This is a genomic window from Cupriavidus sp. GW821-FHT07C08 (genome assembly GCF_059419025.1).
Map to the genome: position 1 here is coordinate 37,894 of NZ_JBWKQZ010000038.1, position 20,789 is coordinate 58,682.

Here is a 20,789-nt window from a genome sequence, read left to right on the forward strand (position 1 = left end):
CGCGAGCCAGCGCCTGCGTTTGCGGGGATTGCGCAGGTGCCTGCGGACCGCAGCGCCCTGTGCAGCACGTTTCTTGCTTCCGTCCAAGGCATCCAGCCCGGCCAATGCGGCCGGGGACGTGCCAATGCCGAGCCGCACATGACGCAGCAACCCGCGCAGTCCGCGATGCCGGACGCTCCGCTTTCTTCGCCAGCCGCTGCCGTGCGCAGCGTGCAAGAGGTGAGCGCGCTGATCGAGCAATCGGCGCATGACCTGCGTTCCTCGCTGAACGCCATCCAGAGCTGGGCCTACGTGCTGGACCGCGCCTTCGATACCACGCCGGCGCCCGCGCAGCGCGCGCTGGACGGCATTCGTTCCGGCACGCAGCAGCAGCTGGCGCTGATCGAGGAGATGGAAGAAGCCGTGCGGCTGCTGGCCGACGAGGGCGCACCGCGCTGGCAGCGCCTGGACCTGCTGGCGCTCACGGCCCAGGCCGTCGCCGACCGTCGCCCCGCGGCCGAAGCCCGGGGCGTGCTGCTGTCACCGGTCGCCACTGACGGCGCGGCCGAATCGTCCGAATCGGCCTACCTGATCGATGGCGACGCCGTGCGGCTGGCCCCGCTGCTGCGGCACCTGCTGGTGCACTGCATCTGGCGCGCGCCGGAAGGCGGCTCGGTCGCCGTGAAGGTGCTCAGCGAGCCGGATCACGTGAAGCTGCGCATCACCGAGAGCCCGCCGCTGGACCAGCAGCGCAGCGCCAGCCGGCTGGCCGCGCTGACCGATTTCTTCGGGCGCCGGGCGGCACCGGACGGTGCGACCCCGGCCCGGCAGAGCAGCGCGCTGCTGCTGACGCGCCGCATGGTGGAAATGCACGGGGCGGCGCTGAGCGCGGAAAGCGATGACTGCGATAGCGACAGGATCAGCGTCTGCATTGTTGTCAGGTTCCCGCGCCACATGCAGGCCTGACGCGGCGCGGCGCATTGATGTAGTTTTTACCGGCATGTCGCATGCGCTACGCGTAGCGCTTGCCGGCCGGCCTTTGCCGCACTCGCCGCCCCCGCGGCGTCACGGCAGCGCCCGCACCGCTCCCGGCCGCTCTGCTGGCCTCTCCCGTTTCTGGCCCGCGCCTTGCATGGATGAATGACCCAACCAAGGAGGGTACAACCATGCCCAAAGCCAGCCGCAAATCCGACAAGGCCGCGCAGGTTGCTCACAAGCCGTCCGGCGCGAAATCCGACAAGTCCCGGGCTGCCCGCATGAGCGGGCCATCCGCAGGCAAGGCCGGCGCAGGCAGCAAGGCCGCCGCCGGCGACAAGCAACGGGGCAAGGAAGCCAAGACCTACCAGGCCGCCGTGGACGACTCGCTGGAGATGACGTTCCCGGCCAGCGACCCGATCTCGCCGAGCGCAGCCATGCACGCTGAGAAGAAGACGCAGACCGCGCGCGACGACGTCGACTGGAAGCTCAAGCGGGGCAGCGAAAAGCAGCCCGTGGGCGCCAAGCCGGCCGGCCAGCGCAAGGGGTCAGCCACGAAGCGCTGAAGCGCGTGTCCGCCATCCTGAGTCCAAATGCCGCGGCGCGGCGGCCCCAGTGCCCTGCGCCGCGGCCCGCCAAACGGAGACAGCCATGACCCGAGTCCAACCTGAACCCCCTGAAGAACGGCCGCCGCACGGCGCATCCATCGTCGGCGGCATCGACCGCGATTCCCCGGGCCCTGGCCCATTCGTGATGGCAGCCGACACGCTTGAGGGCAACAAGGTGGTTGACCCCGCCGGCGACGATATCGGCACCATCGACCACATCATGATCGACGTGCTTGGCGGGCGCGTGGCCTACGCAGTGCTGGCCATGGGCGGCTTCCTTGGCATTGGCGAAAAGCTCTTCGCCTTGCCGTGGTCGGCGCTCACGCTCGACACGCGGCGTAAGTGTTTCGTGCTTGGTGTTGAAAGGGACCGGCTCAAGGCCGCGCCGGGGTTTGACAAGGACCACTGGCCCAGCATGGCGGATTCGCAGTGGGCTACCAGTATTCACCAGTATTACGGGATTTCGCCTTATTGGGAGGCGGATCGGTATGACCCTTGGGATGAGAGGAGGAGGTGAGGGGGAAGGTAGGGGGATGGCTTTCGGGCTTGGTGCGAGGCGGCCGGTTGTCGCTCTTGGCGGGCGTGGCTGTTTCGCCGGCGTAGCCGGCGAGTCACTTTTTGTCCGAGCGACAAAAAGTAATCAAAAAACGCGTCGCCTATGCGGCTGGCAATAAATTTCACGGCGTTGGTCATATGGGCGGCGGTGCTTGCCGTTTGGGCGTGGGTGCCCGTTCGACCCTGCTAACGCCATGTGAGTGTGTGCCAGTGCCTTCGATAACCGGCTTTTGAAATATCCCCAAGTCGGGCGGTGGCCCGTGCTCTCGAGCGTTATCGCATCAACGCCTTCGGCTGCGCTTCGCGCAAGCGCCCAAAGACCGTCAGCGCATTTTGGGCCTGCGTAGCAGCCGTAGGCGTCCCCGCGATGCCGTTTGCAGCAGGCGGCCTACGCCCTGCATGGGGATCGTTCAATAGTGGGTTAACGCAGGCACTGTCACTGACTCACATGGCGTAGCAGGGTCGAACGGTTACCCACGCCCAAACGGAAAGCACCACCGTGCGAACCACCAACGCCGTGGAATTGATTGCCAGCCGCTCAGGCGACGCGTTTTTTGGTTACTTTTTGTCGCTCGGACAAAAAGTGACTCGCCGGCTAAGCCGGCGAAACAGCCACGCCCGCCAAGAACGACAAGCAACCGCATGGCGCCAAGCTAAAGAGCCACGCCCACCAAGAACGACAAGCAACCGCATGCCGCCAAGCTAAAGAGCCACACCCGCCAAACACCACAAACCAACCACATGAAGCCAATCCCAAACATCCACACTCCATGAGAGCGCAACAATGAACAATTCCAGCCCAATTCCGCCAGGCGTTAGCCATCGCACCGGGTCCAGCCAGCATGGCGTGCTGCATGCCTTTGACCGCTTCGCCGGCGCCGCCACACGCCAGGCAGGATCGCCCGTCGCATTCGTGCTGGCCGTCGCCGTGATAGCCGCATGGGCCATCACCGGCCCATTGTTTGCTTATTCCGAAACCTGGCAACTGGTCATCAATACCGGCACCACCATCGTCACCTTCCTGATGGTGTTCCTGATCCAGCAGAGCCAGAACAAGGACGCGGTCGCGGTCCACCTGAAGCTCAATGAATTGCTCGCCTCGCACCGCGAAGCCAGCAATATGCTGGTGTCGATCGAGGACCTGGATGAGGAAGAGCTGCGCCAGCTGGTGACCTTCTATCGCCACCTGGCCGAGCTTGCTGACAAGGAAGACGGTATCAAGTCGAGCCATTCGCTGGACGAGGCGCGCGAGAACCACGCCGCCAAGCGGCAGGCGCGCGCAGCGCGCGTGCGCCGGCTGGTCGGCAGCGATGCCGGGAGCCGCTCACCCACCGTGGCGCCCAGCTCTTAGCCCATGCGGCCCCTCCCACCCCATCGAGCGAGAGCCACCAGCAAGGAGCCGCCCGTGTCCGAACCGAGCAAGACAATGCATCGAAAATGCGCTGCCCCGGGCAACTCGCCGGCACGCAGCCGCGTGGTGATGGTCTACGGTTGCGAGTCCCTGGGCAAGGCCGACAGCCACCTCGGTACAACCCTTGCCAATATTGCCCGCAAGGTCGCTGACATCGCGGGCTTTTCCTTTGCAGGCCCCTACGCCGCGCCGGATGCGGGGCTGCCTGCGCCATACCTGGTGCCCGCGCAGACTCTGGTGGGCCGTACGCTGGCGCAGGACCTCGGCGTGCGCGACGCGGGCGACCTGTTTGGCGGCGTGGTGCCTTTCGCCTTCGTGGCCACCAAGGCGATCACGCACGGCTTGGTGGCGCCCGGCGCCGCAGCGCCGCGGGGCTGGTCCGAGGACTTTGTGCGGCGCGTGGTGGGTGCCACGCTGCCGGGCTTTACCGCCTTCACGCTCAGCGATGCGCGGATTGCGGCAATGCGCCTGCTGGCGCTGGGGCCGGTACGGCTGAAGGAACCGTGCGGCATCGGCGGGCTGGGCCAGCACGTGGTCCACGACGAACGCTCGCTGGACGAGGCGCTCGCCGCGATGGCGCCCGACGTGGTGCAAGCCCATGGCCTGGTGGCGGAGCGCGACCTGGACGCGCCGCAGACCTACAGCGTGGGGCAGGTGGAGCTGGCCGGCCTGCGGGCCAGCTATTGCGGCACCCAAGGGCTCACTGCCAACAACCACGGGCAGAAGGTCTATGGCGGCTCCACGCTGACGATGGTGCGCGGCGGCCTCGAGGCGCTGCTGCGGCATCCGTTCGACGCCCGCACGCTGGCCGCGGTGCGGGCCGCGATGGTGTACCACGAAGCCGCGCTGGCCTGCTATGGCGATGCCGGGGGCATGGTGCTGTCGCGCTGCAACTACGACGTCGCCTTCGGCCCGCCCGCGGGCAGCGCCGGCCACGGGCAAGTGCTTGGGGGCGTGCTGGAACAGTCCTGGCGGGTGGGCGGCGCGACCGGCGCCGAGCTGGCGGCGCTGGCCGCGCTGCTCGAGGATCCGCGCCGCGCCCGCGTGGTGGCTGCCACGCGCGAAGTCTATGGCAAGGGCGTGCGCGTGCCGGACGACGCTGAGATCTACTTCCAGGGAGAGGACCGGCACGCCGGTCCGTTGACCAAATACGCACGACTGGAGCCTGAATCCGATGGCAACGCATGAAGACCTGGTGCAGATACAAAGCGAAGGCGGCACCATTGCCGGCACCCTGATCAGCCCGCAGACCAGGCTGCCGGGCGTGCTGTTCGTCCATGGCTGGGGCGGCAGCCAGCAGCAGTACCTGGCCCGCGCGCGCAAGGTGGCGGGGCTGGGCTGTGTCTGCCTGACCTTCGACCTGACCGGGCACGCCGGCACCCAGGCGCAATACGAGACGGTCAGCCGCATGCGCAACCTGGCCGACGTGGTGGCCGCCTACGATGTGCTGGTGCGCCAGCCCGAAGTGGACCGCAACGCCATCGCGGTGGTGGGCAGCAGCTACGGCGGCTACCTGGCTGCGCTGCTGAGCACGCTGCGCCAGGTGCGCTGGATGGCGTTCCGCGCGCCGGCGCTGTACATGGACTCGGGCTGGGAACTGCCCAAGCGCCAGCTGCATCGCGAACAGGACCTGGTGGCCTACCGGCGCAGCGTGGTGCCGCCCGAGAGCAACCGAGCCCTGCGCGCTTGCGCGGAATTTGCCGGCGACGTGCTGGTGATTGAATCCGAGCATGACCAGGTGGTGCCGCACGCCGCGGTGATGAGCTACGTGGATGCCTGCGTGCACGCCAACTCCATGACCTACCGCGTGATCAAGGGGGCCGACCACGGCCTGACGGAAGAGGAAAGCCAGCGCGCCTACAGCAGCCTGCTGGTCAACTGGCTGCGCGAGATGATTACCGTCGCGCGCGCCGGCCCGGTCAGCGCCGAACGCGCGGAGCCGCCCGCGCCGCAGGTGCCGGCCGACGAACCGGGCATGCCGCTGGCCGAGTCCGCCAGCGCCCCGGCAGCGGCATCCGGCGCGCAATAGCGTGTCGCTGACAGCAGGCAAAGACGGCTGAACCCGCTCAGCACCCCAATGGGCCGATATAGCCCGGCAGGCCGCGCGCGCCCGCGGCGTGCGCCAGCCGGAACGCCTGCGCCAGCGCGATGGCAAAGTGATGCGTGGTATCGAACGGGCCCGCCACGTGGCGGCGGAAGTAGTCGGCCCAGCGAAAATCCATATAGGCGGTCTTGACCTTGCGATAGCCGCCGGCCAGCTGCACGAAGGCCTCCAGGCTGCGATACGGGTCGTCGCGCATGTCGTGGATGCCGCCGGGCAATTCCGTCAGCGGACGGCGGCGCCCGTGCTCGTCGTAAGGGTGGACCATATGCTCGGCCACCATTTGGCGCCAGAACGCCGGCACATTCATGTCGCTCAGGTCGGCGCGCACCAGGCCCGGCACATGGGTGAGCCCGAGATCGTGCCAGGCGCGCACCCAGTGATGGTGATCGACCACGTACAGGGCCTGTTCCGGACCGATCACCAGGTGTACGCGGTGCCGGTCCAGGAACGCGGCGCGGCGTTCCGGCGACACGCGCCGGGTGACATGGACCTTCTGCGCGACGTGGTAGCCGCCTACCGTGATCTGGGTGGGACGCAGGGCATCCAGCGGCACCATCAGCTTGCTGCCCGGGAGCAGCTTGCGAGGCTGGCGGCGCATGGGCGCATCAGCTCTTGTTCAGCGTGCGCTCGGGCGAGGTCCCCGGAGACGCCGTGTCGGTGGCATCGTCGCCGCCGACCTCAGAGCCGGCCGCCCACGCGGCGCCTGGCTGGCGCTGCACGCGCAGGCGATTATCCACCTCGGTGACGCCGAACACGGCATCGGCAATGTCCTCGATCACGTATTTCTCGCGGCGCTCGCGCACGGTGCCGTCCAGCGTCACCACGCCGTTGGCGACTTCCACGCTGACGTCGCCGACATCGACATACGGGTTCATCGCCAGGCGTTCGCACACATCCTCGCGTACGCGCTCATCGGTGCGGCGGTAGCCCTTGGGGCCAACCGGACGGCGCCCACGCTGGCCGCCTGGCGCTCCCGCTTGCGCTGCATAAGGCGCGTAGCGCCGGTAGCCCGGATCATCCGGGTACACACGCTGGCCGCCGCTGTATGACTGGCCACCGCTGCCGGCGTCGCCAAAGTAGCCGCCGCCATAGCTGGGTTGGCCGGCGCGCTGCGCGCGGTCGCGTTCCATGCCTTCGCGCCAATGCATGGCACGGCCGCCGCGTTCCCCCCACTCTTCTTCACCGTGCCAGGCACGGCCAGGCTGGCGCGGGTCGTCCGCTTCGCTGCGGCGTCCGCGCGGGCCGAAGCGGTCTTCATCGCGGTAGCCATAGCCCGATTCGCGTTCTTCGCTGCGGTAGCCGCTGTCCTGAGGGGCCGGCCGGTAGCCGCCATAGCCGCTGCTGTACGGATGGCCGGTGCCGCCGGTGTCGGCCGCGCCATAGCCCTGTTCGCCCCAACTGCCGCGGCGCTGGCCGGCAGGCGTGTCCTGCTGGTACCACGGGCCGCCATGGCGCGCAGCCTCGCTGTAGCGTTCCGGAGGCGCGGATTGGCTGCTGCTGTCGCCGCGCCAGTCCTCACCCCATTCCTGTCCCCAGTCCTGTCCCCAGTCCTCCGAGCCGCTGCCCCGGCTCTGGTCGCGCATCCGTTGCGCCGGGCCGCGTTCGCGGCGCTGCGTTTCGGTGCCGGTGCGGGGGCCGCTGCGGCTGCGCTCGTTGCGGAAGTTGAACATGGTTGCCTCCTGGCTGTGGGGCCCGGGCGTCCTCCGCCGCACTGCCTGGTGCGGCAGGCCAGTGCGGCAACTGCCGCAGGCGCGCCGGGCCGGTGACGTTCATGTCTGCAATGGCCGCAAAATCCGTGCCCCGGCGCGCGGGCGGGGCCAGGCGGGCTGGCGTCCCGGCGCGCTGTAAGGATTGCCGGGCGATGTAAGGGTTGCGGGCGGCGTGCCAGCCACGGCGGCGAGCGGTGGCCGGGACGCCGGTGCCGCGGCGTGGCCAGGGCTCGCCGTTTGCGGCATGGAATTTGCGCCGCACCTGCAAGGGCCGCGACGCGGCCGCGCAGACAGGAGCCAGCCATGTCCACACCGACCAGCATCCCGCCCCAGCACCAGTCGCGCCAGCCGGGCCTGGAGGCCGCCATGCGGCCGCAGCCGGACAGCGGTGCCGAGGACTATGTCGGCAGCGGCCGGCTGCGCGGGCGCGTGGCGCTGATCACCGGCGGCGACAGCGGCATCGGGCGGGCCATTGCGGTGGCCTTTGCGCGTGAAGGCGCCGATGTCGCCATCGCCTATCTCGATGAGCATGCCGATGCGCGCGAGACCGTCGAGCTGGTAGAGGGGGCTGGCCGCAAATGCCTGGCAATTGCGGGTGACCTCGCCGACCACGCGCATGCCGAGGCCGTGGCGCGGCAGGCGTTGCAGCAGTACGGCAAGCTCGACATCCTGGTCAACAACGCTGCCGAGCAACACCCCAAGGCCTCGCTGGAAGAAGTCGACCCCAGCCAGGTGGAGGCCACCTTCCGCACCAATGTGTTTGCGATGTTCCACCTGACGCGCGCGGTGCTGCCGCACCTGAAGGCGGGGGCGTCGATCCTGAACACCACCTCGGTGACCGCGTATCGCGGCAGCAAGCACCTGCTGGATTACTCCGCCACCAAGGGTGCGATCGTATCGTTCACGCGTTCCCTGGCGCTGCAGGTGGTCGAGCGCGGCATCCGTGTCAACGGCGTCGCACCGGGCCCGATCTGGACGCCGCTGATCCCGTCGACCTTCACGGCGGAAGAAGTGGCCGAGTTTGGCAGGAAGACGCCGATGGGCCGCCCGGGACAACCGTTCGAGGTGGCGGCGGGCTTTGTGTTCCTGGCGTCGGACGCGGCCAGCTACATCACCGGGCAGATCCTGCACATCAACGGCGGCGAGGTCGTCAACGGCTGAGGCGCCAGGACAAGGCATGTAGTTCCGGGGCCGCCTTTGCAAATATTGCACACCGGCGTGCGCGCCATGCGGGCCATGCGCGCGGCGTGACGCACAGCGGGCGCGGGCGTGGCTCTTGCAATGTGGATGGCAGCAGTCATGACCATCGCCACCATCTCATGGGAGAGTCATCATGTCAGCGATCGTAGCCGGACGTTTCGATTCGATAGCCAGCGCCGAAGACGTGGCACGGACCCTGTTCTCGCGCGGCTTCTCCGTGTGGGACGTATCCATCATGTCGGTGGGGCCGGACACTGCGCCGGACCGCGTCATGCTGGCGGCGTGCGTCAACAACGGCCTCGGTTCCGTCGCCGTGGACGTGCTGCGCGAGGCCGGTGCGAGCGGACTGGAACGTGCGCAAGGCAACTGGGAATGTGGCCAGTGGACGGATTTCAATCCCGCCCGCCACGGCGAGCCCGTACATGACGGCGAGGGCGAATACTGGCCGCGCCCGCTCACACGCGAAGCGATTGCCGAAGAGAGCACCGGCAACGAAGACCCGGGCAGCGAGCTTGAGCACTTCGTTGACCAGAAGCGTGCCGAGCACGACTGAGCGCCGCGCTGCCGACAGCGCGGACCACCGCGCGCCGCGCAGCAAGGCCGTTGCCGAACTGGCTCGCCTGCGCCCGACCCAACTGACGCTGGGCTATGCGCACGTCAGCTACAAGATGGACGTCACGCAGCGCCACGCGGACCCGGACGACCACGCGGCGCTGCGGCGCTTCATGCGCCGCCATCGCATCAAGACCGTGGCCGGGCCGGGCGGCGGCCTCTATATCATCGATCACCATCACTGGGCGCGGGCATGGCTGGATCTCGGCTACGAGCGGGCACCCGTGCGCGTGCTGCATGACTTCAGCCGCCTGAGCCCGTCTGCGTTCTGGAAACGGATGCGCCGTCTCGGCCATGTCCATCCCTATGACGAGCACGGCAGGCTGCTGGGCCTGAAGGCACTGCCGCCCACTGTGCGGGGCATGCGCGACGATCCCTATCGCAGCCTGGCGGCCTTTGCGCGCGAGGCCGGGGCCTACCGCAAGCCTGGCAGCGCTGCCGGCGATTTCTCCTGGGCCGGCTTCCTGCGCGAGCGGGTGGAACAGGATCTGGGCAGCATCGCGGGATTCGGGCTGGCGCTGGCGGAGTCGATCCGGCTGGCGCGCAGCGCCCGCGCAAGACGGCTGCCGGGCTATTGCGGCGGGCCGGTGAGGGGGCGGGTCGGGGGAAAGAAGGGCGGTGCCAGATAATCAGACAGTCTGGCAGACCGCTTGGGTGCTCCCTCTCCCGCAAGCAGGAGAGGGGAGCAAACCGGCAGCATTGCTGATTCTGGTTCCAGATCAACTGTCTGACTTGTGCTTCGGCATGCCCTTGGTCTTGGTCGAAGCCATCTTGTCGAGTTCCTTCTCGCTCATCGACTTATACATCGAGCGGGAAGGTCCCTTGAGCGATCCGGCCTTCTTTTCGCCGCGCTTTGCGGAGAGCGCCGCTCCCGCGGCCTGCTGTTGCGCCTTGGATTTTGCTGGCATCTGAATCTCCTTGCGAAAGGGGGGAAGGAACCGGGCGATGCGGTGACACACGCCCGCGCTTCGTTATAGGGCGCCGGCGCGGCAGCGACAAGGCTCGCCCCGCGCCGGCGCCGCTGCGCGCGCGTGCCGGCGTGCATCGCCCGCAGGCTGGCCGGGAAACACTAGATCCGGCCAAGCACCACGAGCAGCACCACGATCAGGACGATCAGGCCCAGGCCGCCGCTAGGCCAGTAGCCCCAGCCGGAGCTGTAGGGCCAGGCCGGCAGCGCGCCGAGCAGCAGCAGGACAAGAATGATCAGGAGGATGGTGCCGATTCCCATGGCGTGCTCCTTGTTTGTGGATCTGGCAAGCCGGGGGCTTCCGGACCGGGTGGCCTCGGAGAACCAACTGCTTACTGTTCAGCCTAGATCAGGGGGCGCCGGCATCCCCCCGGACTAGGGCTGATATCGGTGTAGGAATCGGACGACGCTGGGGTGTGGGGGGCACATGCAGGGCTGTCGTGGCTGACGCTGCGCCGCGTTCAGCACGCTGCGTTCAGCCCGTGCTCGACGGCATAGACGGCCACCTGCACGCGGCTGGCCAGGTTCAGCTTCTTCAGGATGTTCTGCACGTGGATCTTCACCGTGCTTTCCGCCACGCCCAAGTCGCGCGCGATCTCCTTGTTGCTTTCGCCGCGCGCCAGGCCCTGCACGATCTCGCGCTCGCGCGCGGTCAGCCGTGGCGCTTCATCCTGGCGCGCCGCGGCCACCGGCGCGGGAGCGCGGAACTGGGCCACCAGCTTGGCGGTCATGCTGTCGGAGATGACCGGCTCACCGGCCGCGGCACGGCGGATGCCGGCGATCAGCGCCTCGGTCTCGATATTCTTGATCAGGTAGCCGCGTGCACCGCCGCGCAGCGCGGTGGCCAGTTCCTCGGCTTCTTCCGACACGGTCAACACGATCACGGCGGTCCGCGGCAGGTCCTCCACCAGCAGCTGCAGGGCCTCCAGGCCGGACAGGCCGGGCATGTTCAGGTCCAGCAGGATCACGTCGGGGCGGTGCTGCTTGGCGCGCTTGATGCCTTCCACGCCGTCGGCGGCTTCGTCGACGATCTCGAAGTCGGCCTGCCGCTGCAGCAGCGCGCGGATGCCGGAGCGGAACAAGGTGTGGTCGTCGATCAGCAGGATGCGGATGGTCATGGCTGGGTCTCGGTGGTCGTGGGGGCGGGGCGGGTGTCGGCGAGTTCGCGGGCGCCGGAAGCGCGGCCGGCGGGCAGCACCAGTTCGATGCGAACGCCGTGGCCGGGGCGGGCCTGCACGTGCAGCCGCGCCCCCAGCCGCGCCGCGCGCTCGCGCATGATGTTCAGGCCGATATGCGCTTCGGCGCGCGTGGCAAGTTCCTCCGGGTCGAAGCCCTCGCCGTCGTCCTGCACCACCAGCCGGAAATCGCGGCCGTGGCTGAGCGCCACCGCCACGTGTGCCGCCATGGCGTGCTTGCGCACATTGGAGAGCGCCTCCTGCAGGATGAACAGCACCTGCAGCTGCTGCTCCGGCGCCAATGGCCAGGCGCCGCCGCTCTCGTCGATGGAGAGCGTTGCTTCGGTGCGGCATTGCCGACGAAAGCGGCCCACGGTCTCTTCCACTGCCGGGCGCAGCTCGCCGGTGCCGAGCCGCGAGCGGAAGTTGTTCAGCAGCTCGCGCACGTCCTGGTAGCTTTCTTCCACGCCGTGGCGCAGCATCGGCACGATCTCGCGGGTCTCGGCCAGGTCGTCGCGCTCGACCGCGGCGTCCAGCAGTTGCACCTGCAGGTTCAGGTAGTTCAGGCCCTGGGCAATGCTGTCGTGCAGGCCCTGCGCTACCAGGTTGCGCTCTTCCACCACCGCTAGCTGGCGCGCGGTCGCGGACAGGCGCAGGTGTTCCAGCGCGGTGCCAAGGTGCTGGCCCAGTGTTTCCAGCATCTGGCGGTCTGACGGGGGCAGCGCGCGCGGCGTGCGGAAGTGCAGCGCGAACACGCCGGTGGCGCCGCGCTGGCTTTCGATGCGGAAGGCCGCCAGCGACTGGAAGCCGTTGCGGCTGCAGGGCGTGGCATCCGCGGCGGCGCCCTGGCGCTGCGCCGCGCGCAGGTCGACGATGGCGACCACGGCCTCGCGCGTGGCGTCGCCGCAATGGCAGGCGTTGGCCGCCGCGCAGGATTCGGATTCGGCCAGCGCGGCCGGCAGGCCGGCGGCTGCCAGCAGGTGCATCCTGCCGTGGCGGCTGTCCAGCACGCGCACGCTGCCGCCATCGGCATCGAACTGGCGCATCACGCGCTCCAGGAAGCCGCGCGCCATGGCCTCGGCATCGGCGGCCTGGTTCAGGAAGGCGGCCATCTCGTAGAGCGTCTCGAGGTCGCGGTTCTGGCGTTCCAGCTCGGCGGTCTTCTGCGCCACGCGCGCCTCCAGGTCGTGGTACAGCCCCTGCAGTTCGCCGGCCATGCGGTTGAAGCCTTCGCTGAGGGTGCCGAACTCGTCGCGGCTTTCCACCGGCAGGCGCAGTGAGAACTCGCGCGCCGCCATGCGCCGCAGGCCGTCCTGCAGCCGCAGCACCGGCAGGATGATCCACAGGTAGAGCAGGTAGATCACGGCCACGGTGCCCACGCACGCCATTGCCGCCAGCGCGATCTGCGACACGCGCAGCCAGTCGGTCTTGCGCGCGCTGTCATGCTCGATCATGCCGACCAGGCGATCGGCCTGCGCGACGAAGCCGGGCAGTGCGGCGATATAGCGTGCCGGCGCAGCGTCGTTGCCGGATCCGGCCACTGCCAGCGGGCGCAGCCGTTGTTGCCAGTCCTGCGTGACGCGGGCCATCTGCGCATGGATGGCGGGTTCGTCCGGCAGGAACAGCGGGCGCGCCGCGTCGCCTTTCCTGAGCAGGGCCAGCGTGGCGTCCAGCGCCTGCACCTGCTCGGCCAGTGCATTGTCCTGGCGCGCCTGTGCCAGCGTCAGTTCGATCGCCACGCGGTTGGCGCGCATGCGCAGGCTGCCGGCGTCATTGATGGCGGCACCCGCGCCTTCCAGCTTCCATGACAGCCACAGCGTGCCGGCAATCATGCCCAGCACCACCAGCAGCACGGCCAGCGAGAGCGAGATGATGCGGGTGGAGAGGCGGTCGCGCAGCGCCGGCAGGCCGGCAGCGCCGGAGGCCGCCGTGGCGCTGGCGGCTGGAGGATCGGTTCGGAACATGGCGGTATCGGGGGCTACCAGTCGGGGAAGCCGGGTGTTGGCCCGGCGGCCGGCGCGTGCATGACTGTGCGCTGGCAGTGGAAGCCATTTTCCCTGCACAGCAGGCGGGGCTTCCTGCGCCAGATCAAGAAAGTCCGACTTTGGTGCGGTGTATGTGCGGTCGGCGGCGCATCGGCGGTTGATCACCGGGGATGTCGCCCCTCACCCGACCTGTCACGTCGTGATATATCGCTCCGCCGCATGGCGCGGGGATATGTCGTCGGACTTGGCTGCGGTCAAATTCCCACGACCTGCCCTGGCCTAGCATCCAGTCACCATTTGATGGGGAGAATCGAGGCGTGAAGGCAGCCAATTTCGACTATGAACGCGCCCCGCGCCTGGCCGTGGTGTTCGGCTGCCTGATGCCGGCGCCGTGGCTTGGCGCCGCGGCGGGCGTCTTGCTTGCCGCCGGTCCGCCCGACGGCTTGCCGGACCGCTTTGCGCCACTGGCGCTGGTGGCGGTGCATGTGCTGGCGCTGGGCATGCTGCTGCCGGTCATGGTGGGCGCGCTGTTCCAGATGATGCCGGTGGTGGCCGGCGTGGCCGTGCCGGGGGCGGGGCTGCTTGCGCCGTTCATGGCCGCGTCCGGCGCGGGCGTGGCCACCGCCCTGGGCATTGGCTTGCTCGGCGGTGAACCTGTGGCGATGCAGGCAGCGGCGGCCGTGGCCGTGATCCTGTTGCTGGCCGGGGCGATCCTGCTGGCTGCTGGCCGGCGCGTGGCCGCAGTGGATGCCACCACGCGCACCCTTGCCGGCATCGGCGCGCCGCTGATGGTCGCGGTGCTGTGCGGCATGGTGCTGGCCGGCGCCCTCGGCGGCTGGTGGCACGTGCCGGTGGCGCGCTGGCTTGGCCTGCATATGGCGTGGGCACTGGGCGGCTGGCTGGCCGCGCTGGTGACCGGCGTGGCCACCACCGTGCTGCCGATGTTCTGGCAGGCGCCGCGCCTGCCGGCGGCGATCGGGCGCTGGCTGCCCATGGCGCATTGGTTGCCGCTGGCGCTGTTCAGCGCCGCGGCAATGCTGTGGCCGGGTCACCGGGCACTGGCGCATGGCGTGCTGCTCGCGTGGCTGGCGCTCGTGGTGGTGGTGGGCGCGTGCGGGCTGGCCGGCACGCTGCGCGCGCGGCGGCGCCATGATCCGTTCTGGCTGCTCTGGCCGGTGGCATGCGCCAGCATGGCGGGCGCGGCGCTGCTGGGGGCGGCGGCAGTCGTGCTGCCCGCCGCCGGCTTGCCGCTGGCATGGTGGGCCGGCACCATGGCGCTGGTCGGCGTGGGCGTGCTGCCGGTCACGGCCATGCTCGGCAAGATCGTGCCGTTCGTGGCCTGGCTGCACCTGCGCCGGCTGCTGCCGCCGCGCGCGCGCGTGCCGGCCATGCAGGCCATCATCGAGCCGGGCCGGCAACGGTGGCAGGCATGGCTGCTGCTCGCGGCCTACGTGCTGCTGCTGGCGGTACCGCTGGCGCCGGCGCCGCTGGCCCGCGCTGGCGGCCTGCTGCTGGCGGGCGCCAATGCGTGGCTGGGGTGGCAGCTGCTGGGAGCGTTGCGCTGCATGCGGGAGATGAAGAAGCGCGGCGGATTACCGCCGCGCTCAGATTGCTGACAAGGTTCCCATGCTGCCGGTTTGCTCCCCTCTCCCGCCTGCGGGAGAGGGGCCGGGGGTGAGGGCAGGCGCTGGCACACTGACGCGCCTCACTTCGTAGACACTCCGGCCCTCTCCCCCACCCCTCTCCCGCAAGCGGGCGAGGGGAGCCTTGTTCGCGCGCGTTGGGCACGGCACGCACAACAGGCATGCGTCAGGCTGGTGTCGGGGTTTGAGTCAGACCCGCAGGCTTTTCCCCGGTCAACAGGTAGTGCATCAGCTCCGCCACCGGCCGGATCGCCTCGCCGAAGGGCAGCGCACCCCGGCCGCGAAAGAACAGGCCGCGCTCCACGTCGCCGCGCACGGCCTGCGCCAGCTTCAGGTCGATGCAGAACTGGCCGATGCGGGCAATGCCGTCGCGCAGCCCGCACGCCTGCAGGCAGTCGAAGCCCTCCAGGCATTCACGCGGCCTGGCGCGGCGCTGCAGCCGCGACTCGCTCGACAGGTAGCGCGACAGCCACGGCGTCAGCACCGCGCGCGCGGGCAGCCCGGCCACGCTGGTGAACTCGCGCAGGGTCTCGGGCCGCGCCGTGGCCAGCACCTGCTTGAAGGCCGGGTGGGCATCGCATTCCTCGGTCACGGCGAAGGCCGTGCCCAGCTGCACCGCGGCGGCGCCCTCGCCCAGCCAGTGGCGCACCTTGGCATGGCTGTCGATGCCGCCGGCCAGGATCAGCGGAATGCTGTCCCAGGCCAGCCCCAGCTGCGCAAACAGCTCGCGGCATTCGGCCAGCACGCGCGAAAACGAAAAGCGCGGCTCCGACAAGTCCTGGATGGTGGCCGCGCCCAGGTGGCCGCCGGCATGCGCCGGGTGTTCGACCACGATGGCATCGGGCAGCCGGCCCTTCTTCATCCACCGGCGCAGCACCAGGCCGATGCCGCGTGCCTCGGACAGGATCGGGATCAGCGCCACCCTGGGGTGGCTGGCGGTCAGCTCGGGCAGGTCCAGCGGCAGGCCGGCGCCCATGACGATGGCATCGGCGCCGCTTTCGCAGGATTGCCGCACCAGCGCGGCGTGCGAGCCCACCGCCTTCATCACGTTGACGGCGATCAGCCCGCGGCCCTCGGACGCCGTGCGCGCGGCACGGATCTCGCGATCCAGCGCTTCGAGGTTGGCGGCTTCGATGGCGGGCTTGTCACGGCTGCCGCGGGTGCGTTCCATCAGGTCGGGGTGGTGGTGGCGCAGGTCGATGCTGGCGATGGTGCCGACGCCGTTCTCGCGCGCGACGGCGCCGGCCAGCCGGTGGGCCGAGATGCCGATGCCCATGCCGCCCTGCACGATGGGCAGTAGGCGGCGGCCGGCCAGCTTGAGCCAGGGTTGATTCATAAAGTCTCCGGAAGAGGATGGGCGCGGGGCCGGCGTGCGGCCAGCCGCGGGGATGACCGGGCAAGCGTGGCACAGCGGCACGGGCCGGCGTTTGCCGCAGGTCAAGCGCGCGGTGGTGGCCTGCCATCGGCCTACGCCAACCGGCATAGGCCAACGCGGGCGGTGTGCCGTTGGCGTGGGTTTGCGCGCGGTCAAGCCCCTGCTGCAAGCGCTTGGCTAGCATCGGCCGCTGTCTTCATCTTCGCGCCGCCGCCGGCGCCATCACCGATGACCCCTGCCTCCCCAGCCCCATCCGCCGCGGCGAGCGTGCCGCGCCGGCCCCAGCTTGTTGCGCCCGCCGGTTCACTGGCGGCCCTGCGCATGGCACTGCAGCACGGCGCCGACGCGGTCTACCTGGGCCTGCGCGATGCCACCAACGCGCGCAATTTCGGCGGCCTGAACTTTACCGAGGCCGACATCCGCACCGGCGTGGCCGAAGCCCACGCGCGCGGCGCCGAGGTGCTGTTCGCCATCAACACCTTCGCCCAGATGGGCGCGGTGGCGCAATGGCAGCGCGCGGTCGATGCGGCGGCGGACCTTGGCGCCGACGCGGTCATCATGGCTGATGCCGGCCTGATGGGCTATGCGTGCGAGCGACATCCGGGCTTGCGCCTGCACTTGTCGGTGCAGGGCTCGGCCACGCACGCCGACGCCATCGAGCTGATGCGCGAGCGCTTCCATATCCGCCGCGTGGTGCTGCCGCGCGTGCTGTCGCTGGCGCAGATCGGCAAGCTGGCGCGCCAGACCAGCGTGGAGCTGGAGGTGTTCGGCTTCGGCAGCCTGTGCGTGATGGCCGAGGGGCGCTGCCTGCTGTCGTCCTACGCCACCGGCGACTCGCCCAACAACAAGGGCGTCTGCTCGCCCGCGCACGCGGTGCGCTGGACCGAGCAGGACGGCACCATGCAGGCGCGGCTGTCGGGCATCCTGATCGACAGCTATGCGCCGGGCGAGCCGGCCGGCTATCCCACGCTGTGCAAGGGCCGCTTCGAGGTGGAGGGCGAGCGCGGCTACGTGCTGGAAGAGCCGACCAGCCTCAATGCGCTGTCGCTGCTGCCGGCGCTGATCGACATGGGCATCGCAGCCATCAAGATCGAAGGGCGGCAGCGCAGCCCGCGCTATGTGGGCGATGTGGTCGGCGTGCTGCGCGCGGCCATCGACGCGGCCTGCGCCGATCCGGCGCGCTTCGTGCCGCGGCAAGAGTGGCAGAGCACGCTGGGGCGCCATGCCGAAGGCGACCAGGTCACGCAAGGCGCCTACGACCGGCCGTGGCGGTGACACCCATGACATCGATCTGCGTTGAACCGGCCATGATGGAGCTTCCCATGCCAGAGATTGCCGCGGCCGCGATGCCGCAAGCCGTAGCGATGCCTGATTTCGGCATCGCCCTGGGCCCGCTGCTGTACTACTGGCCGCGCGAGGCCGTGATGCAGTTCTATGCGTCGGTCGCCGATTCGCGGGTCGACCGCGTCTACCTCGGCGAGACCGTCTGCACGCGCCGCCATGAAGTCCGTCATGCGCAATGGCTGGAGATTGCGCAGATGCTGCGCGATGCCGGCAAGGAGGTGGTGCTGTCGACGCCGGTGCTGGTGGAGTCCGACACTGACATCGCCTGGATGCGCCGCGCCTGCGCGCAGGACGACTACCTGGTCGAGGCCAACGACCTTGGCGCGGTGCGCTGCATGGCAGGGCGGCCCTTTGTCGGCGGCCCCCACCTCAATGCCTACCACGCCGATACGCTGGCGTGGCTGGCCGGGCTGGGCGCGGCCGGCTGCGTCGCGCCGGTGGAGATGGACGGCGCCACGCTGGCAGCGCTGGCTGCGTCGCGCCCCACTGGCATGCGTTTGGAAGCCTTTGTCTGGGGACGCCTGCCGCTGGCGTTCTCGGCGCGCTGCTTTACCGCACGCCACCATCGCCTGCGCAAGGACAGTTGCGAGTTCCGCTGCATGGATTATCCCGACGGCCTCGTGGCCGCCACCGGCGAAGGGCAGGCCTTCTTCACGCTCAACGGCGTGCAGACGCAGAGCGCCACCTGCCTGGACCTGTGCGCAGAGGCGTTGGCGATGGCGCGGATGGGGGTGGGGATGCTGCGCGTGAGCCCGCATTCATCCGGCACGCTGCAGGTGGTGCAACAGCTCGCGTCGATTCGTGCAGGTGAACAGGCACCCGCTGCCAGCGGCATCACGCCGGCCGGCGCCCAGCCCTGCAATGGCTACTGGCACGGCAGCGCGGGCATTGCCTGGGAGGCCCGGGCATGAGCGCGCTGCACAAGCTGATCGCGGGCGTGCACCGGCGCATGCCCGCCCGTGCCCGGGCGCTGCCGCTGGTGGCGGCGCTGGAACTGGCGCGCCGAGCGGGATGGCTGGAGCCGCCAGCCGCACTGGACGGACATGCCTTCCTGCTGACGGTTCAGGATCTCGGGCTGGCCGTGCCGTTCCGCTGCGAAGGCGGGCGCTTTCGCGCCGCTGCAGCGGACGCCGAGCCTGAACTGACGCTGCGCGCCTGCGCGGTCGACTACCTGCGCCTGCTGGGCGGTGAGGCCGATACCGACACGCTGTTCTTCCAGCGCCGGCTGGTGATCAGCGGCGATACCGCGCTGGGTCTGGAGGTCAAGTACTGGCTCGATGCCGCGCCGCGGCCCGCATGGGTCAGCCAGGCCGCGGCGCGGCTGGTGGCCTTGCACGGGGCCACCGTGGGGCGGGCCGGTGCGGCGTCGTAGCCGTGACGCTCAGGCGTCGCCGTCCAGCATGAAGCGGTTGCGTCCCGCGCGCTTGGCCCGGTACATCGCGCTGTCGGCGCGGTGCAGCAGCGGCTCCAGCCGCTGCGCTTCCGGCACGGTGCAGACCGCGCCCACGCTGATGGTGACCACCGGCTGCACCGGCGTGCCGTTGTGCGCGATGCCGAGATCGCGCACAACCGCCACCATGCGGCGCGCCACGTCACGGGTCTCGTCGCGCGTGGCGCCGGGCAGCACCGCAGCGAATTCCTCGCCGCCCAGCCGGGCGCAGAACTGCTCGCCGGACAGCGTGCGGGTCAGGGCGCCGGCAATCTGCCGCAGGCAGTCGTCGCCGGCCACGTGGCCATGCAGGTCGTTGTATTGCTTGAACTGGTCCACATCCAGGATCAGCAGGCCCAGTGCCTGGCTGCGCTCGCACGCCCGGGTCACGGCCGCGATCGACTCGCGCTGGAAGTAGCGCCGGTTGCGGATGCCGGTCAGGGCGTCGATGTCCAGGTCGGCCTGCACCTGCCACAACTGCTCTTCGGTCTGGCCGAGCCGCGCGGTCAGGGCCAGCTCACGCGACTGGAAGCGGCTGATGTCGCGCAGGAACAGCAGGCTGCCGATCTGCCTGCCGTCCAGTCGGGCGACCCCCTCCACGGTGAGCTCGAAGGGCTCGCCCGGCGGCACGAAAGGCGTGGCCGCGAGGCCGGCAGTGTCGGCGGGCGAGTGCTGCAGCGCGGCTTCCCAGCCGGAGGGCAGGGGGTCGCCGCGGCGCAGGGCCGGCCAGAGCTGCGCCGCGGCCGGATTGAATTCGACGATGACACCATGGCTGTCGACGATCACGCAGCCTTCGCTGAGGGCATCGAACACCCGCAGGCGGGCGTAGTGGCCGATATCGTCAAGGTGCGTGCGCAGCGCGCAGAACCAGACCAGCGCCGCCATCAGCGAGAACGTCGCCGGCGTCAGGTCCCCGCCCAGCGGCCCGGTCCAGCGGTTGAGGTAGGCGACATTGGCAACCAGGGGCAGGGCCAGGCCCGACGCCAGGATGGCGCGGCCCCGGCGCGACAAGGCCCCGTTGGGCACTTCGGCCGTCACCAGGAAATACAGGCTCACCCCCAGCAGCAGGTACGACCAGACGGCCACCGCGGCATAGCCGATGCCATGGTCGAACACCGCGCCGGGCAATACGCCGGGAGGCATCAGCGTGATGCGCGGCCAGATCAGCCGGTGGCGCTCGTTGGTGAAGACCATCACCACGGTGACCACGGCCACCAGCACGGGCAGCCACAGCCTGGACCAGGGCACCACATAGCGCGGGCGGCTCAGGTGCACCATCGCCACCAGCCAGCCGATCGGCACGGCGACGATTCCGATGTACTGGATCTTGGCCCACAGGATGCGCCCCTCCAGGTCGGTGGCGCTGATCTCGAGCAGGCGGCCGCCGCTCCAGGTCGCCGCGCCGAATGCCAGCACCAGGAACGCCTGGACGGTCGGATCGTCGCGCCGCGGCCAGGTGGCGATGGCCATGCCGATGCAGGCAACCACGGCGACGGTAAGCAGGAGAACCAGGGAATATGAGGGCATTGAGGGCGGAGCGCATCCCGAGACCCGGGCGTTGGTTCCGGCGATCCGGGATCTCGTCAGCCAGCATGATACCGGGCCGCGCGGCTGGCTTGGCTGTGGGTGCGCCGATGCAACAGGTCGCAGGAAAGGGGCGCGGGGCGCCCCACTACCTGGCGTCGAGCGAACCGATCGGGATGATCGTCGCGACGGGG

Annotated in this window: 21 protein-coding genes; 13 read left to right on the forward strand and 8 right to left on the reverse strand. The window is 69.7% G+C overall.

The window, feature by feature from the left end; genetic code table 11:
- The first annotated feature begins 138 nt into the window (after positions 1-138).
- From AC07UK_RS33870 to AC07UK_RS33895, 6 genes are all read left to right on the forward strand, one after another.
- A complete protein-coding gene (locus AC07UK_RS33870) occupies positions 139-945 on the forward strand; it encodes a sensor histidine kinase (protein ID WP_436224677.1) in 807 nt (268 codons plus the stop codon).
- A 200-nt stretch (positions 946-1,145) separates the two neighbouring features.
- Positions 1,146-1,520, forward strand: a complete 375-nt coding sequence (locus AC07UK_RS33875; protein WP_436224678.1) for a hypothetical protein — start codon at positions 1,146-1,148, stop codon at positions 1,518-1,520.
- An 85-nt stretch (positions 1,521-1,605) separates the two neighbouring features.
- Positions 1,606-2,079 carry a PRC-barrel domain-containing protein gene (locus AC07UK_RS33880; protein WP_010810663.1) on the forward strand — a complete coding sequence of 158 codons (474 nt, stop codon included), beginning with the start codon at positions 1,606-1,608 and terminating at the stop codon, positions 2,077-2,079.
- 822 nt (positions 2,080-2,901) lie between these two features.
- The gene (locus AC07UK_RS33885) at positions 2,902-3,468 is read left to right on the forward strand and encodes a low affinity iron permease family protein (protein ID WP_494687437.1); all 567 of its coding nucleotides are present in this window, start codon (positions 2,902-2,904) and stop codon (positions 3,466-3,468) included.
- A 54-nt stretch (positions 3,469-3,522) separates the two neighbouring features.
- Positions 3,523-4,716 carry a DUF3182 family protein gene (locus AC07UK_RS33890; RefSeq protein ID WP_494687436.1) on the forward strand — a complete coding sequence of 398 codons (1,194 nt, stop codon included), beginning with the start codon at positions 3,523-3,525 and terminating at the stop codon, positions 4,714-4,716.
- Positions 4,703-5,557 carry an alpha/beta hydrolase family protein gene (locus AC07UK_RS33895; protein ID WP_436224682.1) on the forward strand — a complete coding sequence of 285 codons (855 nt, stop codon included), beginning with the start codon at positions 4,703-4,705 and terminating at the stop codon, positions 5,555-5,557. Before AC07UK_RS33890 ends, AC07UK_RS33895 begins: the two co-directional genes overlap by 14 nt.
- 37 nt (positions 5,558-5,594) lie before the next feature.
- Here the strand turns inward: AC07UK_RS33895 and AC07UK_RS33900 are convergent, their stop codons facing one another.
- Entirely contained in the window at positions 5,595-6,230 is a 636-nt protein-coding gene (locus AC07UK_RS33900) for a ParB-like protein (RefSeq protein WP_494687435.1), read from the reverse strand.
- A gap of 7 nt (positions 6,231-6,237) precedes the next feature.
- Positions 6,238-7,302, reverse strand: a complete 1,065-nt coding sequence (locus AC07UK_RS33905; RefSeq protein WP_494687434.1) for a BON domain-containing protein — start codon at positions 7,300-7,302, stop codon at positions 6,238-6,240.
- Positions 7,303-7,644: 342 nt separating this feature from the next.
- Between AC07UK_RS33905 and AC07UK_RS33910 the strand changes: the two genes are divergently transcribed.
- The 3 genes from AC07UK_RS33910 (at position 7,645) to AC07UK_RS33920 (ending at position 9,782) form a co-directional block, all read left to right on the forward strand.
- The gene (locus AC07UK_RS33910; RefSeq protein WP_436224685.1) at positions 7,645-8,502 is read left to right on the forward strand and encodes an SDR family oxidoreductase; all 858 of its coding nucleotides are present in this window, start codon (positions 7,645-7,647) and stop codon (positions 8,500-8,502) included.
- A 172-nt stretch (positions 8,503-8,674) separates the two neighbouring features.
- A complete protein-coding gene (locus AC07UK_RS33915) occupies positions 8,675-9,094 on the forward strand; it encodes a hypothetical protein (protein ID WP_041228949.1) in 420 nt (139 codons plus the stop codon).
- Positions 9,078-9,782: a ParB-like protein gene (locus AC07UK_RS33920; RefSeq protein ID WP_494687433.1), complete on the forward strand. Its 705-nt coding sequence runs from the start codon at positions 9,078-9,080 to the stop codon at positions 9,780-9,782. The genes AC07UK_RS33915 and AC07UK_RS33920 overlap by 17 nt, the downstream gene beginning before the upstream one ends.
- 90 nt (positions 9,783-9,872) lie before the next feature.
- On the opposite strand, the gene AC07UK_RS33925 is transcribed toward AC07UK_RS33920, so the two are convergent.
- From AC07UK_RS33925 to AC07UK_RS33940, 4 genes are all read right to left on the reverse strand, one after another.
- Positions 9,873-10,061, reverse strand: coding sequence for a DUF3008 family protein (locus tag AC07UK_RS33925; RefSeq protein ID WP_010810654.1), 189 nt, complete (start codon positions 10,059-10,061; stop codon positions 9,873-9,875).
- A gap of 161 nt (positions 10,062-10,222) precedes the next feature.
- Positions 10,223-10,381 carry a DUF3309 family protein gene (locus AC07UK_RS33930; protein ID WP_013953922.1) on the reverse strand — a complete coding sequence of 53 codons (159 nt, stop codon included), beginning with the start codon at positions 10,379-10,381 and terminating at the stop codon, positions 10,223-10,225.
- Positions 10,382-10,581: 200 nt separating this feature from the next.
- Positions 10,582-11,238: a response regulator gene (locus AC07UK_RS33935; RefSeq protein ID WP_494687432.1), complete on the reverse strand. Its 657-nt coding sequence runs from the start codon at positions 11,236-11,238 to the stop codon at positions 10,582-10,584.
- Positions 11,235-13,259, reverse strand: coding sequence for a type IV pili methyl-accepting chemotaxis transducer N-terminal domain-containing protein (locus AC07UK_RS33940; RefSeq protein ID WP_494687431.1), 2,025 nt, complete (start codon positions 13,257-13,259; stop codon positions 11,235-11,237). Before AC07UK_RS33940 ends, AC07UK_RS33935 begins: the two co-directional genes overlap by 4 nt.
- Positions 13,260-13,597: 338 nt before the next feature.
- On the opposite strand from AC07UK_RS33940, the gene AC07UK_RS33945 reads away from it, so the two are divergent.
- Positions 13,598-14,896 carry a hypothetical protein gene (locus tag AC07UK_RS33945; protein WP_494687430.1) on the forward strand — a complete coding sequence of 433 codons (1,299 nt, stop codon included), beginning with the start codon at positions 13,598-13,600 and terminating at the stop codon, positions 14,894-14,896.
- Positions 14,897-15,089: 193 nt separating this feature from the next.
- Here the strand turns inward: AC07UK_RS33945 and AC07UK_RS33950 are convergent, their stop codons facing one another.
- Positions 15,090-16,259, reverse strand: a complete 1,170-nt coding sequence (locus AC07UK_RS33950) for an NAD(P)H-dependent flavin oxidoreductase (protein WP_436224691.1) — start codon at positions 16,257-16,259, stop codon at positions 15,090-15,092.
- A gap of 267 nt (positions 16,260-16,526) precedes the next feature.
- On the opposite strand from AC07UK_RS33950, the gene ubiU reads away from it, so the two are divergent.
- Genes ubiU through ubiT form a run of 3 tightly spaced genes read left to right on the forward strand, consistent with a single transcriptional unit; the run spans position 16,527 to position 19,014 of the window.
- Positions 16,527-17,573 (forward strand): ubiquinone anaerobic biosynthesis protein UbiU, encoded by a 1,047-nt coding sequence (ubiU, locus tag AC07UK_RS33955; RefSeq protein ID WP_436224692.1) that lies wholly within the window; start codon positions 16,527-16,529, stop codon positions 17,571-17,573.
- A gap of 47 nt (positions 17,574-17,620) precedes the next feature.
- Complete coding sequence (locus AC07UK_RS33960) at positions 17,621-18,553, forward strand: U32 family peptidase (RefSeq protein WP_494687429.1); 933 nt, start codon at positions 17,621-17,623, stop codon at positions 18,551-18,553.
- Positions 18,550-19,014: a ubiquinone anaerobic biosynthesis accessory factor UbiT gene (ubiT, locus tag AC07UK_RS33965; protein ID WP_010810646.1), complete on the forward strand. Its 465-nt coding sequence runs from the start codon at positions 18,550-18,552 to the stop codon at positions 19,012-19,014. Before AC07UK_RS33960 ends, ubiT begins: the two co-directional genes overlap by 4 nt.
- Positions 19,015-19,023: 9 nt before the next feature.
- Here the strand turns inward: ubiT and AC07UK_RS33970 are convergent, their stop codons facing one another.
- Entirely contained in the window at positions 19,024-20,598 is a 1,575-nt protein-coding gene (locus tag AC07UK_RS33970) for a histidine kinase N-terminal 7TM domain-containing protein (protein WP_436224694.1), read from the reverse strand.
- Positions 20,599-20,789 lie beyond the last annotated feature (191 nt).

What these genes read in the sequence shown, in the direction of transcription:
- AC07UK_RS33870 (WP_436224677.1), top strand. Translation starts at nt 139, where the DNA reads ATGACGCAGCAACCCGCGCAGTCCGCGATGCCGGACGCTCCGCTTTCT.
- AC07UK_RS33875 (WP_436224678.1), top strand. Translation starts at nt 1,146, where the DNA reads ATGCCCAAAGCCAGCCGCAAATCCGACAAGGCCGCGCAGGTTGCTCAC.
- AC07UK_RS33880 (WP_010810663.1), top strand. Translation starts at nt 1,606, where the DNA reads ATGACCCGAGTCCAACCTGAACCCCCTGAAGAACGGCCGCCGCACGGC.
- AC07UK_RS33885 (WP_494687437.1), top strand. Translation starts at nt 2,902, where the DNA reads ATGAACAATTCCAGCCCAATTCCGCCAGGCGTTAGCCATCGCACCGGG.
- AC07UK_RS33895 (WP_436224682.1), top strand. Translation starts at nt 4,703, where the DNA reads ATGGCAACGCATGAAGACCTGGTGCAGATACAAAGCGAAGGCGGCACC.
- AC07UK_RS33900 (WP_494687435.1), bottom strand. Translation starts at nt 6,230, where the DNA reads ATGCGCCGCCAGCCTCGCAAGCTGCTCCCGGGCAGCAAGCTGATGGTG.
- AC07UK_RS33905 (WP_494687434.1), bottom strand. Translation starts at nt 7,302, where the DNA reads ATGTTCAACTTCCGCAACGAGCGCAGCCGCAGCGGCCCCCGCACCGGC.
- AC07UK_RS33910 (WP_436224685.1), top strand. Translation starts at nt 7,645, where the DNA reads ATGTCCACACCGACCAGCATCCCGCCCCAGCACCAGTCGCGCCAGCCG.
- AC07UK_RS33915 (WP_041228949.1), top strand. Translation starts at nt 8,675, where the DNA reads ATGTCAGCGATCGTAGCCGGACGTTTCGATTCGATAGCCAGCGCCGAA.
- AC07UK_RS33925 (WP_010810654.1), bottom strand. Translation starts at nt 10,061, where the DNA reads ATGCCAGCAAAATCCAAGGCGCAACAGCAGGCCGCGGGAGCGGCGCTC.
- AC07UK_RS33930 (WP_013953922.1), bottom strand. Translation starts at nt 10,381, where the DNA reads ATGGGAATCGGCACCATCCTCCTGATCATTCTTGTCCTGCTGCTGCTC.
- AC07UK_RS33935 (WP_494687432.1), bottom strand. Translation starts at nt 11,238, where the DNA reads ATGACCATCCGCATCCTGCTGATCGACGACCACACCTTGTTCCGCTCC.
- AC07UK_RS33940 (WP_494687431.1), bottom strand. Translation starts at nt 13,259, where the DNA reads ATGTTCCGAACCGATCCTCCAGCCGCCAGCGCCACGGCGGCCTCCGGC.
- AC07UK_RS33950 (WP_436224691.1), bottom strand. Translation starts at nt 16,259, where the DNA reads ATGAATCAACCCTGGCTCAAGCTGGCCGGCCGCCGCCTACTGCCCATC.
- ubiU (WP_436224692.1), top strand. Translation starts at nt 16,527, where the DNA reads ATGACCCCTGCCTCCCCAGCCCCATCCGCCGCGGCGAGCGTGCCGCGC.
- AC07UK_RS33960 (WP_494687429.1), top strand. Translation starts at nt 17,621, where the DNA reads ATGCCAGAGATTGCCGCGGCCGCGATGCCGCAAGCCGTAGCGATGCCT.
- ubiT (WP_010810646.1), top strand. Translation starts at nt 18,550, where the DNA reads ATGAGCGCGCTGCACAAGCTGATCGCGGGCGTGCACCGGCGCATGCCC.
- AC07UK_RS33970 (WP_436224694.1), bottom strand. Translation starts at nt 20,598, where the DNA reads ATGCCCTCATATTCCCTGGTTCTCCTGCTTACCGTCGCCGTGGTTGCC.